Annotated in this window: 14 protein-coding genes and 1 pseudogene; 5 read left to right on the top strand and 10 right to left on the bottom strand. The window is 65.4% G+C overall.

All coding sequences use genetic code 11. The annotated features are described in order from the left end of the window. Positions 1–6: 6 nt before the first annotated feature. Both AC1DKD_RS02605 and AC1DKD_RS02610 read right to left on the bottom strand, forming a co-directional pair. Complete coding sequence (locus AC1DKD_RS02605) at positions 7–999, bottom strand: tripartite tricarboxylate transporter substrate-binding protein (RefSeq protein WP_441628392.1); 993 nt, start codon at positions 997–999, stop codon at positions 7–9. 12 nt (positions 1,000–1,011) lie between these two features. Further along, positions 1,012–1,680, bottom strand: coding sequence for an HAD family hydrolase (locus AC1DKD_RS02610; RefSeq protein WP_477142895.1), 669 nt, complete (start codon positions 1,678–1,680; stop codon positions 1,012–1,014). 132 nt (positions 1,681–1,812) lie between these two features. On the opposite strand from AC1DKD_RS02610, the gene AC1DKD_RS02615 reads away from it, so the two are divergent. Further along, positions 1,813–2,721 carry a LysR family transcriptional regulator gene (locus tag AC1DKD_RS02615; protein ID WP_441628396.1) on the top strand — a complete coding sequence of 303 codons (909 nt, stop codon included), beginning with the start codon at positions 1,813–1,815 and terminating at the stop codon, positions 2,719–2,721. A gap of 364 nt (positions 2,722–3,085) precedes the next feature. On the opposite strand, the gene AC1DKD_RS02620 is transcribed toward AC1DKD_RS02615, so the two are convergent. Further along, positions 3,086–5,062, bottom strand: a complete 1,977-nt coding sequence (locus tag AC1DKD_RS02620) for an alkyl/aryl-sulfatase (RefSeq protein WP_441628398.1) — start codon at positions 5,060–5,062, stop codon at positions 3,086–3,088. Positions 5,063–5,162: 100 nt separating this feature from the next. Between AC1DKD_RS02620 and AC1DKD_RS02625 the strand changes: the two genes are divergently transcribed. Next, complete coding sequence (locus AC1DKD_RS02625; RefSeq protein ID WP_477142896.1) at positions 5,163–6,053, top strand: LysR family transcriptional regulator; 891 nt, start codon at positions 5,163–5,165, stop codon at positions 6,051–6,053. Between the two features lie 409 nt (positions 6,054–6,462). On the opposite strand, the gene AC1DKD_RS02630 is transcribed toward AC1DKD_RS02625, so the two are convergent. The 5 genes from AC1DKD_RS02630 to AC1DKD_RS02650 all read right to left on the bottom strand — a co-directional run bounded on the left by AC1DKD_RS02630 (position 6,463) and on the right by AC1DKD_RS02650 (position 10,049). Then, positions 6,463–7,011, bottom strand: coding sequence for a hypothetical protein (locus AC1DKD_RS02630; RefSeq protein WP_441628402.1), 549 nt, complete (start codon positions 7,009–7,011; stop codon positions 6,463–6,465). Between the two features lie 10 nt (positions 7,012–7,021). Beyond that, the gene (locus AC1DKD_RS02635; protein ID WP_441628404.1) at positions 7,022–7,798 is read right to left on the bottom strand and encodes a DUF2092 domain-containing protein; all 777 of its coding nucleotides are present in this window, start codon (positions 7,796–7,798) and stop codon (positions 7,022–7,024) included. A 514-nt stretch (positions 7,799–8,312) separates the two neighbouring features. After that, positions 8,313–8,915 carry a c-type cytochrome gene (locus tag AC1DKD_RS02640; protein WP_441628406.1) on the bottom strand — a complete coding sequence of 201 codons (603 nt, stop codon included), beginning with the start codon at positions 8,913–8,915 and terminating at the stop codon, positions 8,313–8,315. A 45-nt stretch (positions 8,916–8,960) separates the two neighbouring features. Beyond that, entirely contained in the window at positions 8,961–9,266 is a 306-nt protein-coding gene (locus AC1DKD_RS02645; protein ID WP_441628408.1) for a hypothetical protein, read from the bottom strand. A 45-nt stretch (positions 9,267–9,311) separates the two neighbouring features. Continuing rightward, entirely contained in the window at positions 9,312–10,049 is a 738-nt protein-coding gene (locus AC1DKD_RS02650; protein WP_441628410.1) for a GntR family transcriptional regulator, read from the bottom strand. A 159-nt stretch (positions 10,050–10,208) separates the two neighbouring features. Between AC1DKD_RS02650 and AC1DKD_RS02655 the strand changes: the two are divergent. The 3 genes and pseudogenes from AC1DKD_RS02655 (at position 10,209) to AC1DKD_RS02665 (ending at position 15,751) form a co-directional block, all read left to right on the top strand. Next, a pseudogene (locus AC1DKD_RS02655) lies at positions 10,209–11,374 on the top strand (pyridoxal-phosphate-dependent aminotransferase family protein). 178 nt (positions 11,375–11,552) lie between these two features. Then, positions 11,553–14,600, top strand: coding sequence for an FAD-binding and (Fe-S)-binding domain-containing protein (locus AC1DKD_RS02660; protein ID WP_477111536.1), 3,048 nt, complete (start codon positions 11,553–11,555; stop codon positions 14,598–14,600). Positions 14,601–14,860: 260 nt separating this feature from the next. Beyond that, a complete protein-coding gene (locus AC1DKD_RS02665; RefSeq protein ID WP_441628416.1) occupies positions 14,861–15,751 on the top strand; it encodes a LysR substrate-binding domain-containing protein in 891 nt (296 codons plus the stop codon). Positions 15,752–15,778: 27 nt separating this feature from the next. On the opposite strand, the gene AC1DKD_RS02670 is transcribed toward AC1DKD_RS02665, so the two are convergent. Together AC1DKD_RS02670 and AC1DKD_RS02675 are read right to left on the bottom strand one after the other, a co-directional pair. Beyond that, entirely contained in the window at positions 15,779–16,840 is a 1,062-nt protein-coding gene (locus AC1DKD_RS02670) for a threonine aldolase family protein (protein ID WP_441628418.1), read from the bottom strand. A gap of 98 nt (positions 16,841–16,938) precedes the next feature. Continuing rightward, on the bottom strand, positions 16,939–17,344 hold a 406-nt coding region (locus AC1DKD_RS02675), incomplete at its 5' end, for an L-lactate permease (RefSeq protein WP_477142897.1).

Genomic DNA, 17,344 nt, shown 5'->3' on the forward strand with positions numbered 1-17,344 from the left:
AGGTGGTTAGTCCAGGAGCTGGCCTCTGGCCTTGAGCGCCGGCACATCGTCGCGCAGGCCGCGCGAAATCAGGTTCGACACCACGGCAGGCGCTGTGCCGCCCTGGGCCGGGACGTCGACGCCCACCGCCTGCATCTGGCGGCGCAACTGCGGATCGGCCGCGGCACCGGCCATGGCCGCGGTGAGCCGGGTGACAACGCTGTCGGGCGTGCCCTTGGGCGCAAAGATGGCGTTCCAGGAGCGCACGTCGAGAGGATAGCCAGCCTCCCTGGCGGTACCCGTGCCGGGCAATTGTTTCAGGCGCTCGCCGGACAGCACCGCCAGCACCTTGATCTTGCCGCCGGCAAGTTGCGGCAGCGCGGTGGTCGTCTGGTCGCACATGAAGTCGGTCTGGCCGCCCATCAGGTCGCTGACGGCCGGCGCCACGCCCTTATAGGGAACATGGGTGGCATTCTTCTTCAGTGCCGCGAGCAGCAGCACGCAGCCATAGTGCGAGACCGAGCCCAGGCCGGCGCTGCCGTACGATGCCGTGGCCGCATGGGTTTGCAGCCATGCGTCGAACTCCCGCAGGTTGCCGGCTGGCAGGTCCGCCCGCGCGACCAGCAGCATCGGCGCCGATCCGGCGAGCCCGATGGGCTTGAAGTCCGCGACCGGGTCGTAGGGCAGCTTCTTGTACAAGGCCACATTGGCGACATGGGTGCCGATCGTGCCGAAGCCCAGCGTGTAGCCGTCGGGCGCGGCCTTCGCCAGCTTGGCAAGGCCAATGGTGCCGCCCGCGCCGGCGAGATTCTCGATGACCATGGGCTGGCCGAGCTGATCGCCCATTTGCCTGGCAAAGCCCCGCGCGAGCGCGTCACTGGGTCCCCCGGCCGGGAACGGCACCACCAGCGTGATGGGCCGCGCGGGAAACGCCGGACTTTGTGCCATGGCCTGCGCGGCCAGGGCCAGGGTGGCTGCCGCCAGCAGGCGGCGGCCAAGAGGAGTTGAAATGCCGAGCATGGCGGGCGCTCCCTAGCAAGTTGCAGCGTGAAAGGACCGCAGCCATGGCAGCGCCGGCTCCAGCGTCGCGAACTCGGCGTCGGGCGCCGGCGCGCCCGCGGGCAGGGCCAGGCCCACCCGGTTATGCCAGTAGGTGCGCAAGCCCACGGCCGAGGTCCCGAACATGTCATAGCCCGAGCCCGCGATGAAGGCGGCATCCGCGGCCGGCACGCCGAGCTGCTTCAGCGCCAGTTGATACGGGCGTGGATCCGGCTTGTAGAAGCCGGCTTCCTCGGAGGTGACGACCACATCCCAGTCGATATCCAGCAGGGCAGCGGCACGGCGTCCCAGGCGTTCGGAGCAGTTGGTCACCACCGCCAGGCGGCAATGCGGCCGCAGCGCCCGCAGCAGTTCGCGCGCGCCATCCCATGCCGGGAGCGCATCCCAGCCGGCCTCGAGCGCATCCGGCGCGCTGGCGGGCAGGCCGACATGTCGGGCTGCCTCCCGCACCAGTTGCTCATAGCTGACGTAGGCGCCGCAACCATAGGTCCGCTTCAGGTACTCCGCCCGCCACGCCCTGCCTTGCGCCTCCGATTCGGCGGCGGCGTTCCAGATAGTCCAGGAATCCAGCAAGGCAGTGAGCAGGTCGAACAGGACGGCGCGGGGCCRGGCAGGGGAGGGAGAACGGTCCGGGGTATCCATGGGGGCCTTTTACGTGAGTGGGGTGGTTGTCAGCGGCAATCGGCAATCGGCAGTCGTGACAGGCCCTCAGTGTAGGAAGGAGTATGCGGCTCGTGGTTAAATACCGGAACATCAATCGTTAAGCTGAAGTGAATGATCCAGATCGAGGACCTGCGGCTGGTCGAAGCGCTGGCGCAAGCGCCGTCCCTGAGCGCCGCCGCGCGCGCGCTCAACGTGACACCACCGGCGCTGTCGATGCGCCTGCGCAAGCTCGAAGCTACCCTGGGCCTGGCGCTCGCCACGCGGACCGCAAGGCGCCTGAGCCTCACGCCGGAAGGGGAGCGGTTTGCCCAGGAGGGCGCGGCGCTGCTGGCGCAGCTCGAGGCGTTGCCAGAGTCTTTTCGCCGGGAGGACAGCCGCCTGACCGGTACGCTGCGCATCGCCGCCCCCTTTGGCTACGGGCGGCACCACGTGGCCCCGCTGCTAGCGCGTTTCGCGCAGCGCCATCCCGGCTTGCGCCTGCAACTGGACCTTCGGGAAACGCCCTGGCCCGACCGCCATGACTCTGACGCGGTGATCCATATCGGCGCGGTACGGGACTCATCCTGGATCGCCCGCACGCTGGCGCCGAATGCGCGCTGGCTGTGCGCAAGCCCGGCTTACCTGCGCGCGCATGGTACGCCCGCCGAGCCGCGCGACTTGCTGGAACACGCCTGCATCTGCATTCGCGAGAACGACGAGGACGTGACGCTGTGGCGCTTTCGCCGGCCGGGTCCGGGCGCCGCGCGCCGGCCCCCGGCACGCGAGACGCTGCGGGTCGTGCCGGCCTTTACCACCAACGATGGCAGCGTCGCCCGCCAGTGGGCGGAACAAGGGCTGGGCCTAGTGCTGCGCTCGGAATGGGATACGGCGGAGGCGGTGGCGCGCGGCTCGCTGGTCCGCGTGCTTGCCGACTGGGAGTTCGACAGCGCCCCGGTGACTTTGCTGGTGCCGACGCGGCGTGGGCGTACGGCACGGGTGCAGGCGCTGCTGCAGTTCTTCGAGGAGGGATTGGGGAAATAGCGATCCGGAAATTACGGGTTTGCCGAGGCGAGCTTTCGCCGGCGCGCAGGCAGACTTCTATTGCTCCGGGTTGGCGCAGTAGCCGTCGAATGATTCCAGGGTGAGCTTAAAGCCCTGTTTCTGGGCCAGCTCGCCCGGACGCACACATTGCCTGGTGCGCGTGCACCAGGCGTATCCGGCCGAGGGGATGCAGCCATTCGCATCCCGGTCGGAGCCAGGCATATTCGCCGCGGGAGCCGGCGTTTCCGGCTTGGCCGGCGCCACCGGCGCTTGCGTTGCGCATGCGGCGACGCAGCAAAAGAGAAGCGCGCTGAGGGGGCAGGTCACACGCATCGGCATCGGTCTCTCCATGATTGCGGCGCCTTCAAGGCGCCGCCTGCGGCGTGACAATATTGAAGTACCCGTCAAAACTATCCAGCATGCCGAACAGCGACGCCACCGCCTTGGGATCGCCGTCAATGCGGATGCTGCCATTGCTGATCGCTTCCGGCAGCGTCAGTTGCCTGAGGCTGATGCGGTCGAGCGTGGCCTTGTCCAGGGTGAGCGACGCCGTGGGCCGCGGATGTTGCGTGTCGGCCAGGTAGGTCAGCGCACTGTTGCGCAGGGTCATGGCGTAGCGCTGCCGCAGGTCCGTGAAGTTCCAGTTCAGCGTCATGGCCTTGCCGGCGGCCTTGTCGGCGTTCAGGCGTACGGCAAGGTAGTCGAAGAAGTACGGTACGGTCAGCGCGCGCACCATGTCGGGCGATGTGGTGCCGCCGGACGCGCCCCGCTTGACGCCGTTGCGCAGTTCCTGCGCGCCGGTGAGGTAGGCGTTGCGCCAGGTGGCGTTCTCGGTCTGGTAGCCGAGCTGCTCCAGCGCATCGGCCTGCAGCGCGCGGGCCGCCGCGTTGGACGGGTCGGCAAAGACGAGTTCATTGCCAATCTGCGCCACCCAGCGGTATTCGCCGCGGGCATAGGCCTCGCGCGCCTTGGCCAGGACCGCGTCCGGCCCGCCCATCCATTCAATCGTCTTCTTCGCGCCCTGCACCGGCGGCAGCGGGTTCAGGTGGGCGGGATTGCCGTCGTAGAAGCCCAGGTAGCGCTGGTAGACGGCGCGCACGTTGTGGCTGATGGAGCCGTAGTAGTCGCGCGCATACCATTTGCTGGCCAGCGGCTCGGGCAGCTTGCGCAGCGTGTCGGCAATGTCCATGGGCGTCATGCCATGGTTCATCAGGCGCAGCGTCTGGTCGTTCAGGTAGGCGTACATATCGCGCTGGTCCGACAGGAACTCGTTGATGCGCGCCTGGCCCCAGGTGGGCCAGTGGTGCTGCGCGATCAGGATGTCGCTGCGCTCGCCATAGCGCGCCAGTGCCTGGCCGATGTAGTACGACCACGCCTTGGCGTCGCGTACCTGCGCGCCACGGATGGTCAGGATGTTGTGCTGGGTGCGGGCGGCGTTCTCCGCGATGCACAGGGTGCGCATCTGCGGGAAGTAGAGGTTCATCTCGGCCGGCGCCTCGGTGCCGGGCGTGAGCTGGAACTCGATGTCGATGCCATCGACGCGGCGCGTCTCGATGGTCTTGGCGATCAGGTCGGTGGGTGCGAGCAGCGTGACCGTGCCCCGCGAGGTGGCCTTGCCCAGTCCCGCGTCGACTTGCCCTGTCGCGCTGCGGGGCAGGGTGGTGCCGTACATGTACTGCGCGCGCCGGCTCATGGCGTTGCCTGCCAGCACGTTTTCGCTGACGGCTTCTTCCATGAAGCCGGCCGGCGCGATCACGGCCACCTTGCCGGCCTTGACGTCGGCTTCGTCGGCGATGCCCTTGGCGCCGCCGAAATGGTCGGCATGGCTGTGCGTGTAGATCACGGCGACGACCGGCTTGCGGGGCCGGTGCGCGTAGTACAGCGCCAGGGCCGCGCTCGCGGTCTCGGCGGTGATCAGCGGGTCCATCACGATGATGCCGGTGTCGCCCTCGATGATGTTCATGTTCGAGAGGTCGGCCCCGCGCACCTGGTAGATGCGGTCAGTGACCTTGAACAGGCCCGCTTCGTTGTTGAGCTGCGCGAGCCGCCACAGGCTGGGGTTGACCGTAGGCGGCGCGGCATCGGCGCGCTCGAAGGCATAGGCGTTGAAGTCCCACGCCACCCGGCCATCCGCGGTGCGGATGGTGGCTTCGGGGAAGCGTGCCACCAGGCCGCGATGGGCATCCTCGAAATCCTGCCGGTCGCCGAAGGGCAGCGCCTGCAGCCACGCCGCATTGGCCTGGGCGGTCGCGGGCGAAGCCGGCGCGCTGGCCGTCTGGGCGGTGGCAGCCTGGAAGGCGAGGAGCGCCAGCAGGGCGGGCAAGGTACGGCGAAGGGACATGGCAAGGCTCTGTGAAACGGGCAAGGCGACTATTGGAGTCGACCGGAACCTATAATTCAATTGCAAGTTTTTTATCCCAGCAATGCATGGAGCGCATGTCTTGAACCTGAAGCGCCTGGAACACCTGATCGCGGTGGCGGAAGAGGGTTCGCTGGCGGCGGCCGCCCGCCGCGTGCACCTGAGCCAGCCCGCGCTGACCCGCAGCATCCAGGCGCTGGAAGCCGAGGCCGGCATGCCGCTGTTCGACCGCGGCGCGCGCGGGGTCACATTGACGTCGGCGGGGCGCATGGTGGCCGAGCGGGCCCGCCGCATCCTGTTCGAAACCCGTTGCCTGTCGCGCGATCTCGCGCTGGTGCAGCAGCACGAGATCGGCAGCGTCCAGCTGGGGATGGGGCCATTTCCCGCGGCCATCCTGCTGCCCGAGGTGCTATCCGCCATGAATCGCCAATGGCCCAAGTTGCGCGTGACGGCCGAGGTAAATAGCGCGCCGGCGCTGCTCGCCGCCTTGCACGCCGAGACGCTGGATTTCCTGGTGGCGGAGCACCGCACGATTCCGCCGGTGGCGGAACTGGAGGTTCGGCGGCTGCGGCCGGAGCGCTCGGGCTGGTATGTGCGCCCGGACCATCCGCTTAGCCGCGGGCGGGTCACGCCGGCGCTGTTGCGCGAGGCCGCCCTGGTGTCGGTGACGCTGCCGCCGTACGGCCACGGGCAACTGCGCAGGCTGCTTGGCTGCCGGCCTGGCGAAACCCTGCCCTTGCAGGTGGAGTGCAACGACTTTCGCGCACTGGCGCACCYGGCGCGGCATTCCGATGCAGTCCTGCTGGCGCCCGCGCGCGCGCTCAGGGCCGAACTGGAGGCCGGCGCGCTCGTGCCGCTGGAACTGGCGGGGACCCCCGCCATGACCGTGGAGTTCGTGATCGTGCGCCTGGCGCAGCGCACGCTGTCCCCGGCGGCGGAAAGGGCGGTGGCGGTGGTCGAGGCGGCTGCATAGCCGGTTGCGCGTGCCGGGGCGCCGTCGACGCACTGGCGAACCTGCTGCGGATCGCCGAAGCGCGTGGCAATCCCATCCGGCGTGTGGCGGGCACGGTGCGTGTGCTCGGGGTCGAACTGGAAATGGAGTCGCTGGTCCTGATGACACAGTCCCGCGCCGTGGTGCTGGCTATCGGGACAGCCGGTGCCGGCCGCCGTCGGATCCGCGCCGGCACCACATGCCGGGCTGGCCGGGACGGCGCAGCGCATCGAGGCCGCACTGGCGGCCTTCGGCGGCGGGCCGTGCGCGAACGCCGCGGCGGACTGGTGGGAACTGGCCTTGTGGCTGGCAGAGGTCGAGAGCGCGTCGCTGCCAGCTGTCTGCTTTAGTAGGGGATCACCATGAGATGTTGAAGCCGAACACGCAGGCGTCAATACGGAGGATTCACGACCACATATTGGGATCCTTGCGGCTGATACCAGGTAGTGCCGCATTGCTGGTAGACCATGCCGCTATAGTTGACCGGTACGCAACCTGGCGGCACGGTTCTCACCATCGAGCCGACAATGGCCGAAGTCACGGCAACCGTGGCACCGACCGCGACAGCGGCCCCGACCGGGTGGTAGTCATTGTCCCAACCGCCACTATTACCTTGGACATTCACGTTGACATTCTTGTTGACGTTGTTGACGTTGTTCACACTGGTGTTGCGGACATTGTTGGTCCGCGCGTCGGCCTTGCTATTGTTGACCTGAGCAGTCTGCCTGGCGCCACCACCGCCGCCAGCCGCTTGCGCGTGAGCGCCGCCGCCGCCACCACCAGCCGCTTGTGCGCGAGCACCGCCACCACCACCACCTCCGCCACCGCCGCCGCCGCCGCCGGCACGAGCTGCCGCCTCGCCCGCGGGAACCAACGCGAAGCTGGCGAGGACAAGCAAGGCCAGCGGCATCTGAAGCAACTTGCTGAATGATCTCTTCATGATGGCTCCTTTACTTTGTCTTGACCGGCACGATCTCGATCTTGGAAGAGCCTTTCGGCGGCGTGAAGCTGAACACCGAGTCCGTGAAGCTCGGCGTCAGGTTCCACTCAAGGAGGGAGACCGATTGCGGACGGGCTTCATCCGCCCGATTGGTGATGACGACCTTGCGCGGCAGCGGCTTGCCTCCGGTGGTAATCCAGATCTGCCAGTCGATATTGCCCTGACGAAAAGCGTAATGATCGCAAAGGTCCTTTCCGACAAAGTCCTGGCCGGCATTCATTGCGGACTCGATCTTGTCGAGTGGCGCGGCGGGGGTACCCCAGATGAAGAGATCTGTTAGCGGCAGTTCCACGCCGTACTTTTCCTGCAACCGGGCGATCAGGCCACCGATGGTGTCGGAAAATTCCACCGACGAGTAATACTTTTGCGCAGGGGTATAGAGGGTAACAGTCTTGCCGTCGTAGATCAGTTCGCGTTCTGAGCGCGGACTTAGCATCATGACGCGCAGCTTGTTCGGACGGACGACGTCCATATCCGCCCTTGCCATGTGCTGTAGTTTCTGCCCATCCGCCAGCACCCGTTCGGCGGTCAGATCGTTCGATACCCGGAAGCGCTTCAATGTCTGCAGATAGGCGCCCATGTCCTTGAGTGCCTGAATCGATCCTTGATCGACAGCGCTCGCCGCGGCCGCGGCCGGGGCCGTGCCCGCCGGCGGAGTCTGAGCATGATTGGGCGGTGCCGCGAGCGCCATAGCCAGAAGGCTGAGCACCAGAATCTTCCGTTCCATGGCTGTCTCCTCTTGTGAAATGAAATTCACTGCAACAATATGGACGGCTCGCCGCCGGCGATATTTCGCTTTAGCTGATCGAGGGACGTTGGCCGCCTGTTCGCAATCGGCCGCCTCGACTTCGGCATGGCACCGGAAATTTCGTCCAGTGCCCCGCTTTTTGCCACACCGGTTCCGGCTGCACCGCGCCGTTGCACTCACTCCGCACGCTGCGGGAGAAGCTCGGAGTTCGCGATGCCAGGAAACGCATGCAGTACCCGGTCGCAAGACACTTCCAACCTAGTCAAAGCCGGCAGGTAAACTTTGATCCAGGACAAGAAGCCCATTCATAGGCGCGGGCGGCCCAGGTTTAGCGCTTCTCCAGTCTGAGACGCGGCATTCGCAGGCTGCGTCTTGCCTGCTTCCCTATAGTGCAGAGAGGACTACACGCGGTCGCGAGGTCGCGAAATGGCGTATAAGGCGCGCGCGCAGGTCGCGGCACCGACCCCGCCGCCTGCATTGGAAGGGGAGGCGATCACCTGGATTGCAAGTAGGCGGCCACGGCGCTGGCCTCGTCGTAGCTCAAATCGTGCGCCACCGCGCTCATCACGGGCGAGTTGCCGCGCGAACGGTTCTTGAACACTTCGATCTGGCGTAGCAGATAGGCGCGATGCTGCCCGGCCAGTCGCGGGAATGCGCCGGCGCCCTCGGCCCGTGCGCCGTGGCAGGAAGCACAGGCGGGCACCCCGCGGTCAGCGAAGCCTTGCTCGAAAATCGTTTGTCCTTTGCTCGTCAGCTCGGGGTCGCCGGCCACACCCGGCGCCGGCGTCTGACTCCCGTAATAGTCGGCCAGCGATTGGATCGTCGCGTTATCGAGTTGCGCGGCGATTCCCCACATGTGCGAGCGTGCATCGGATTCTCCGCGTTCATGATCGCGGAAGCCTTTGAGCTGTGCCTGCAGATATTCGGGGGTCTGGCCAGCCAGTCGCGGAAACCTGGGCGAGTCGCTGCGGCCACTCGCGCCATGGCAGGTCGCGCATAGCTGCTGGGCCAGCCCCGCGCCACCTTCCGCGCGCGCCGGCATCACCGTCAGCGTCACCGTCAGCGCAATGCTTGCAGTCAGAAGCAGGGAATGCATTCGCATACTCGTGACGAAGGGCAGTTTCATGGTCATTCAGGGCCGTTAGCGTTGGGGGGATCCGGATCGGAATGCAAGCCGGGCAATCGGATATAAGGTGTTGTTGCCGCTGGCGATTCCGTTGCTGCCGTTGCAATTTGCACTCGTACCGTTGAGCCTCCGGAACCAGGTGTTTGGACTGGTAATCGGCCTCGGCCCGGATCGTGCAAGCGGAAACGGCCATCCGGAGAGCATAGGAAGTTCCAGCGAATTGCCGTTGACATGGATCAAACAAGCATCCGGCCACAGGTATGGGAGCGTGTCGTTCAGGGCATCGTCACTGAAATCCAGGAAAAAAGAATCGAGATCCATTGCCGATCCATTGCCGTCCATCTTCGCTCGCGCAATATAAGTGCATTAAGCGTGAAATGCACCCGACTCGCAAGAATAAACATCACCCGGCAACGTCTGCGTGCCCAACACCGCATCCCGCTTATCAAGCAAATGCCGCTGCAGGATCCCGGCAAGCCTGGCGCCGTCCCGCGCTTCCAGCGCCAGCAGCATCTGCGTGTGGTCCTGCACCGCGCTGTCCCATTTCGGCGCCTGGAAATTCGAGCGAAATCGCAGCGCCTGCAAGCGCCGGTTGACGGTCTGGTAGATCTGGCGCAGCGCCGAGTTTCGCGCTGCCTCGTTGATCCTGTCATGGATCGTCTGGTTCCGTGCGTAGTAGCCGGCAAGATCGTTGCGCGTGCGGCACGCGATCATATCGTGGTGCAGGCGCCTGATTTCCAGCAGCTCCGCGTCGGTCATCCGCTCGCACGCGAGTTGCCCCGCCAGGGCCTCCAGGCCCCCAAGGACTTCAAAAGCCTCGCGTATCTCGGGTGCCGACATGCTGGCCACCGACGCGCCACGGTTGGGGGTGAGCTCAATCAGTCCTTCGGCAGCAAGCACCTTCATCGCTTCGCGCAGCGGCGTTCGCGAGATGCCAAAGACCTCGCAGAGTTCGCGCTCATTCATCTTCTGGCCGGCCACCAGCTTGCCTTCGACAATGAGACTCCTGATATGGTCCACCACCGCGTCATGGAGGCGTTGGCGCATCACCTTCGGGAGCAATGGCGCGGATCCGGGGCGGGCCGGCGGCGGTGCCGTTTGCATGCAGGACTCCAATTAGCTTCCTTGTGCGGAAATACTAACGGAAATGTCGGCAAATCGATGCTCAAACGGGATTGAGAAAACTTCAAGCCGGCTTGCCGGATTTATGGAGATCGTTCTGCTAAATTGAATTGTATTCAAAATTCATCAGAGGAGAACGCAATGCTTAAGCTGGATTTTCATCCTTCCGGTCGCCACTTTCTTCAAATTCCGGGGCCGAGTCCTGTCCCCGACAGGATCCTGCGGGCGATCAGCTATCCGACGATCGACCATCGCGGACCCGAGTTCGGCGCGCTTGGCCTGAAGGTGCTCGATGGTATCAAGAAGATCTTCCAGACGCGGCATCCGGTCATCATTTATCCCGCGTCCGGAACCGGCGCCTGGGAGGCCGCGCTGGTGAACACCCTGAGCGCGGGTGACAAGGTCCTGATGTACGAGACGGGACATTTTGCGACGCTGTGGGACAAGATGGCGCGCAGTCTCGGCCTGCAGCCCGAGTTTCTCGGGCTTCCCGGCATCGAGGGATGGCGGCGCGGCGTGAATGCCCCGATGATCGAAGAACGGTTGCGCGCTGACACGCGGCATGAAATCAAGGCGGTTTGCGTCGTCCACAATGAGACGTCGACGGGCGTGACCTCGAATATCGCGGCGGTACGGGCCGCCATCGATGCCGCCGGGCATCCGGCGCTGCTGATGGTGGATACGATCTCCAGCCTTGGCTCGGCGGACTACCGGCATGATGAATGGGGCGTGGACGTGACCATCTCCGGTTCGCAGAAGGGCCTGATGCTGCCACCGGGGATCAGCTTCAATGCGCTGTCCCCCAAGGCCATCGAGACCAGCCGTCACGCCACGTTGCCCCGCAGTTTCTTCGGCTGGTCTGAGATCCTGGAGATGAACAAGACCGGATACTGGCCCTATACGCCGAATACGAATCTGCTCTATGGCTTGTCGGAAGCGCTGGACATGCCGAGGCATGCCGGCGCGCGGTGCGGGCCTGGGGGCTCGAAATCCAGTGCGTGGACGCCGCGGTGTACAGCCCCGTGCTGACCGGCGTCATGATGCCGGATGGTGTCGATGCCGACGTGGTCCGCAGGAATACCTACGAGCGCTTCGATATTTCCCTGGGCGCCGGGCTGGGCAAGTTGCGTGGCCGGATGTTCCGGATCGGCCATCTGGGCGACTGCAATGACCTGACGCTGGTCGGGGCGCTCGCGGGATGCGAGATGGGCCTGAAGATCTCCGGCGTGAAGACCGCCGCCAGTGGCGTGCTGGCGGCGATGGAATTCCTTGGCGATCAGGTCGTTCCACCGCTGGTCAAAAGCTGAAGGCCACCCGTTAGCGCAGCGCCAGGGATGTGACTGACGGTCCGGGACGGGTGCCCGGACCAGGCCGCATTCACTTCATCTTCCGTCAGCGCGGCCGGGCTTCCCCCGAGACATTTTCGTGGTCTCGCCGAAGCCCCGCTCGCGTGGYCGGCATCCGCCAGGCCCACCGCCACCTATCATGACTATCCTATCCCCGTCTCCGCTGGTGAAACCCGTTCATCTCGTGCCTTCGCGTGCCGGTTCAGGCAGTCCGCTCGCCAGGCTTCTCCGCAAGGAACTCAGGGGGGACGTACTCTTCGATGCCGCCAGCCGTGGGCGGTACTCCACCGACGCGTCGATCTACCAGATCATGCCCCTGGGCGTCGTGGTGCCGCGCGACCAGGCCGATCTGATCCTGGCGCTGGACATAGCAAGGGATAGCGGAGCCCCGATCCTGGCGCGAGGGGCGGGGACCAGCCAGTGCGGCCAGACCGTGGGCGAGGCGCTCGTCATCGACAACAGCAAATGGCTCAATAACGTAGTCAGCTTCGATGCGCAGGCCAGGCTGGTCACCGTTGAGCCGGGCATTGTCCTGGACCACCTGAATGCCTGGCTGAAGCCGCATGGCTTGTGGTTCCCGGTGGACGTCTCCACGGGGGCGCAATGTACGATCGGCGGCATGGCAGGCAACAATTCGTGCGGCTCCCGCTCGATCGAGTACGGCAACATGGTGCACAACGTGCACGCCATCGACGCTGTCCTTGCCGACGGCACGCAGGCCAGTTTTGCTTCGGTGCGCGGCGATCCGCAGCCGGGGCGGCTGGGCGAGATACTGGCGGGACTGCGGCACATCGCCGAACGCGAGAATCGCGAGATTGTCGAGCGGGTCCCGAAGGTGTTGCGCCGGGTCGGTGGCTACAACATCGATATCTTCGATTGCCAGAATCCGCGGTCATACACGGACGATGGCCTGGCCAACCTGGCGCATATCCTGGTCGGGTCCGAAGGGACGCTGGCGGTAAGCCGGCAGCTCACGCTCAGGCTCTCGCCGCTCCCGGCGCATAAAGTCCTGGGCGTCGTCAGCTTCCCCACCTTCTACCAGGCAATGGATATGACCCAGCACATCGTCAAGCTGGGTCCGTGCGCGGTGGAACTGGTCGACAGGACGATGATCGACCTGGCGATGGGCAATCCCGCCTTCCGCCCGGTGATCGAGAAGGCGCTGGTCGGCAATCCACAGGCCATCCTGCTGGTGGAGTTCGCGGGCGAGCAGCAGGATTCCCTGCTCAGGCAACTGGATGGCCTGGTCGAGTTGATGGGCGACCTGGGCTTGCCCGGCTCGGTCAAGCCAATGGCCGACATGGGGCAGCAAAAGGCCTTGTGGGAAGTCCGGAAAGCCGGCCTGAACATCATGATGAGCATGAAAGGCGATGGCAAGCCCGTCTCCTTCATCGAAGACTGCGCGGTACCGCTTGAGCACCTGGCGGAGTACACCGACCGTCTTACCGGCGTGTTCCATCGGCATGGCACGGAAGGAACCTGGTACGCCCACGCCAGCGTGGGTACCCTGCATGTCCGGCCGATCCTGGACATGCGGCGCGATGGCGCCGCGAAAATGCGGGCCATTGCCGAGGAGGCCGCCGAGCTGGTCCGCGAGTACAAGGGCGCGTTCTCTGGCGAGCATGGGGACGGACTGTGCCGGGGCGAATGGGTGGCGTGGCAGTACGGCCCCAGGATCCACCAGGCATTCCGGGAGATCAAGTCGCTGTTCGACCCGGATAACCGTTTCAACCCGGACAAGATTGTCCAGCCGCCGCGCATGGACGACAGCCGGCACTTCCGCTACTCCCCGGAGTACCAGGCGATCGCGCTGCAGCCCGCGCTCGACTGGACCGCATGGAATGTCATGCGGGACCCCATCTCGGGCGTGGAGACCGCCCCCGGCCTGGGCGGCGACCGCGCCCAGGGGCTGGCGAAGGCCGTGGAGATGTGCAACAACAACGGCCACTGCCGGAAGTTCGATGCCGGCACCATGTGTCCCAGCTACCGCGTGACGAAGGATGAAAAGCACGTGACCCGCGGGCGCGCCAACACCCTGCGGCTGGCATTGTCCGGCCAGCTGGGGGCGGAAGGGCTGGCCAGCCCCGAGGTCAAGGAAGTGCTGGACCTCTGCGTTTCCTGCAAGGGCTGCAAGCGGGACTGCCCGACCGGCGTGGACATGGCGAAGGTAAAGATCGAGGCGCGCTCGGCCTGGACGCAACGGCACGGACTGGGATTACGCGACCGCCTGGTGGCATTCATGCCGCGCTATGCGCCGCTGGCGAGCAAGTTCGCGCCGCTGGTCAACCTGGCGGACCGGATCCCGGTGCTGTCCTCGCTGATGAAGCGCTGGATCGGTTTTGCTCCCGAGCGGTCGCTGCCGCGCTTCGAGCGTTCGTTTCTGTCGAGGCGCAAGACGGCAGGCCGGACAGCGATCGGCGAGAAGACCGTCTTGCTCTTTGTCGATACGTTCAACAACTATATGGAGCCGGCGAACGCGGTTGCCGCGGAGCGTGTGCTGAGCGCGGCCGGGTATGACGTTCACTTCAGTGTCTCGCCGGACCAGCGGCCGCTTTGCTGCGGGCGCACCTTCCTGGCGGCGGGCCTTGTCGACGAAGCCAAAGCCGAGGCAAGGCGCGCACTGGATGCCTTGAAGCCTTACGTCGCTGCCGGTGTACCCATCGTCGGACTGGAACCATCCTGTCTGCTCTCCCTGCGGGACGAGTTCCTGAGCTACGGATTCGGCGACGAAGCCCGGCGCCTGGCGAAGTCCGCCTACCTGTTCGAGGAGTTCCTGGTGGCGGAGAAGGAAGCCGGCCGGCTGGCGCTCAAGCTCACAGGCATTCCCGGCAACAAGGTGCTTGTGCATGGCCATTGCCACCAGAAGGCGTTCGATGCCTTCCGCCCGGTACAGACGGTATTGAAATGGATTCCGGGACTCAAGGTCGACACGGTGGAGTCGTCTTGCTGCGGAATGGCTGGCAGCTTCGGTTATGAAGCGGAGCACTTTGAAGCGTCCAGGGCCATGGCGGAGCTATCCCTGCTGCCAGCGGTCCGAAGCGCCGGCAGCGACGCGGTTGTCGTCGCCGATGGAACGAGCTGCCGTCACCAGATCCATGACGGGACGGGTACGCCGGCGGTGCATGTTGCCCGCTTGCTGGCGTCCGCGCTCGACGAGGATTTCGATGCCTTGCTGCGCGCGGGCTGACCTGTGTTGTCCCGCGGCGATTGCGAAACCGCGATCGCCCGCTGGACCGCGCCGGTGAAGCCCCGTCGGCAACGCGCACGACCTGTGCGGTTATACTTGCGCGAGGTTCCGTTGCCGCAGGCATACGCGCACCGGGCATGGAGGATACGCCCCGATAGTGTGCTCCGGCGTCTCGGGTTCTCCTCCCTCGCGTAGCTCTGAACGCCTGTTGTCCGTCGCATCCGCAGCGGTTGGGGTAGGTACACTCGTGAGCACTTTCCATGACGTATAGAGTTCCACCGCTGCAATGCCTGACCGCGTTCGAAGCCGTCGCGCGGCTGCGCAGCGGGACGTTGGCGGCGCAAGAATTGTGCGTCACGCCCAGTGCGATCAGTCATCGCATCCGCCAGCTTGAAGACGTCATGGGCATCGAGCTTTTCAATTCGGTCCAGGGCGGGTTCACCCTGACGGCGCGAGGGTCCGAGTATCTCGAAGTGGTGAAGGAAGCGCTGAACGCGTTGAGCCACTACAGCGCCCGGCCAAGGTCGGCCGGAGAGATCCGCCAGTTGCGCGTCGCCGCACCGCCGACCTTTGCGCGCCAGGTGCTGGTGCCGCATCTCACCGGTTTCCAGGATGCGCACCCCGATATCGAGCTGATTCTTCAGCTGTCCGTGCCGCTGGTGGGGCTCAAATCCGAGAATGCGGATATCGAGATCCGCTTTGGCACAGGAAATTATCCGGGCCTCGAAACGGTGAAGATACTGGATGAGCCGGTCTTTCCTGTCTGCAGTCCCAGCTACCTTCGCGATGTCGGACCATTCCAGTCGCCCGAGAAACTATCCACGGCACGCCTCCTGCGTTGTCCGCTTGAGCCCTGGCGGCCCTGGCTGGTGGCCGCCGGGCTGGACTGGCCGGAGCCGAGCATCGGCGCGCAGTTTGTCGACCTCGGGCTGATGCTGGAAGCGGCGGTGAACGGCCAGGGCGTTGCACTGGCGCGCAACAGGATGGCGCGGAGCTGGATCAGTTCGGGCGTCCTGGTTCCCTTGTTCGACCTTCAGGTGCGCTCGATCTACGCGTACTACATCACCTACCCGCCGGGATGCGAAGAGGGGAGCGATATTGTGAAGTTCGTCCGCTGGATGACCGACATATTGCGCAATCCGTTGAAGTAAGCCGGAATCAGCCTGAATCAGCCTGAATCAACCGCCTGAGGCTCCGCCGCGCATCTCGTGGGCAACCGACAGCATCGTGGCGGCAGCGGCCGCCGCCATATCGGCGGAGATGTCGAGGTGGGTGGTGACGCGCACGAAGCCACGGTCGATAGCCCGGACCCTCACGCCGCGTTCAAGGCATCGTCCGGCGAATCCCGCATTGTCGATCCTGGCGTCGGAGAACGCGAAGCGCAGGATGTTGGTCTGCGGCACCGGCGGATCGAAGCGGAAGAGCTGGCTGGCGGCCAGCGCCCGCCAAATCAGCGCGGCATTCTCATGATCCCGGGGCAATTGTTCCAGGTGGTTGTCCAGTGCATACAGTCCGGCTGCCGCGAGGACGCCGGACTGGCGCATGGCGCCGCCCAGGCGGTACTTCCATTCCCACGCGCGCTCGATGAAACGCCCGGTGCCGCATAGCACGGCCCCGACAGGGCACCCAAGTCCTTTGGTCAGGTCGATCCACGCGCTATCCCATCCCTGTGCATAGTCCGACGGCGCCATGCCGGTAGCGGCGCTGGCGTTCAGCAGGCGGGCGCCGTCCATGTGGCATGCCAGGCCGGCATCTTGCGCCACATCGCGCACGCCCTTCAGTTGCCCGATGCTCCAGACTGCGCCGCCGGCGAAATTGGTCGTCTGCTCGACGCACAGCATGGCGGTTCGCGGCGAGGTACGGCCACGCGGACGGATCGCGCCGGCGACCTGTGCCGCATCGAAGATGCCGTGCGGCGATTCGAGCGGATAGACGGCGACTCCGCCAATCGCGGCGGCACCGGCGGCCTCGGTGCACACGATGTGAGACTGGCTGTCCGCGATCAGCTCGTCGCCGGGCCGGGCATGCACCAGGATCGCGACCAGGTTGGCCATCGTCCCGGACGGAAGAAAGACGCCGGCCTCCATGCCCAGGAGACCGGCTACCCGTGCGCAGAGGGCCAGCGTCGTCGGGTCCTCGCCGGCTTGTTCGTCGCCAACGGTGGCGCCCGCCATTGCCGCGCGCATGCCGGGCGAAGGCCGGGTCTTAGTGTCGCTGTAGAGATCGATCCGCGTATGCATGGAATCCTGCCTCGTGATAGGGAAAGCGGCGAGGGAAAAAAGCCGATCCGGGGGATCGGCCAAATGCTTGCCTCTTTGGGGAAGGGGCAGGCGCCAAGCTAATGGATGACCATCTGCGTGAACGGGTAGACATACGCCTGCAGCGTAATGAAGAGTCCAACGAGAACGGCCAGGATCAGGGAGTGGAAGAAGACGTAGCGCAAGATGTCGCCTTCATGCCCGTACCACTTGGTGGCGGTCGAGGCAACCACGATGGATTGCGCATCGATCATCTTCCCCATGACGCCGCCTGAGCTGTTGGCGGATGCCATCAGGTACGGCGACAGGCCGAGTTGTTCAGCGGTGGTCTTCTGCAGGCCGCCGAACAGCACGTTGGCGGCCGTGTCCGATCCGGTCAGCGCCACGCCAAGCCAGCCGAGCATCGTGCCGAAGAGCGGATAGAGGACACCGGTATGGGCAAAGGCAAGCCCCAGCGTCGCGTCCAGGCCGGAGAACTTGGTCAGG

It is taken from the genome of Cupriavidus sp. 05T313, from assembly GCF_056396665.1.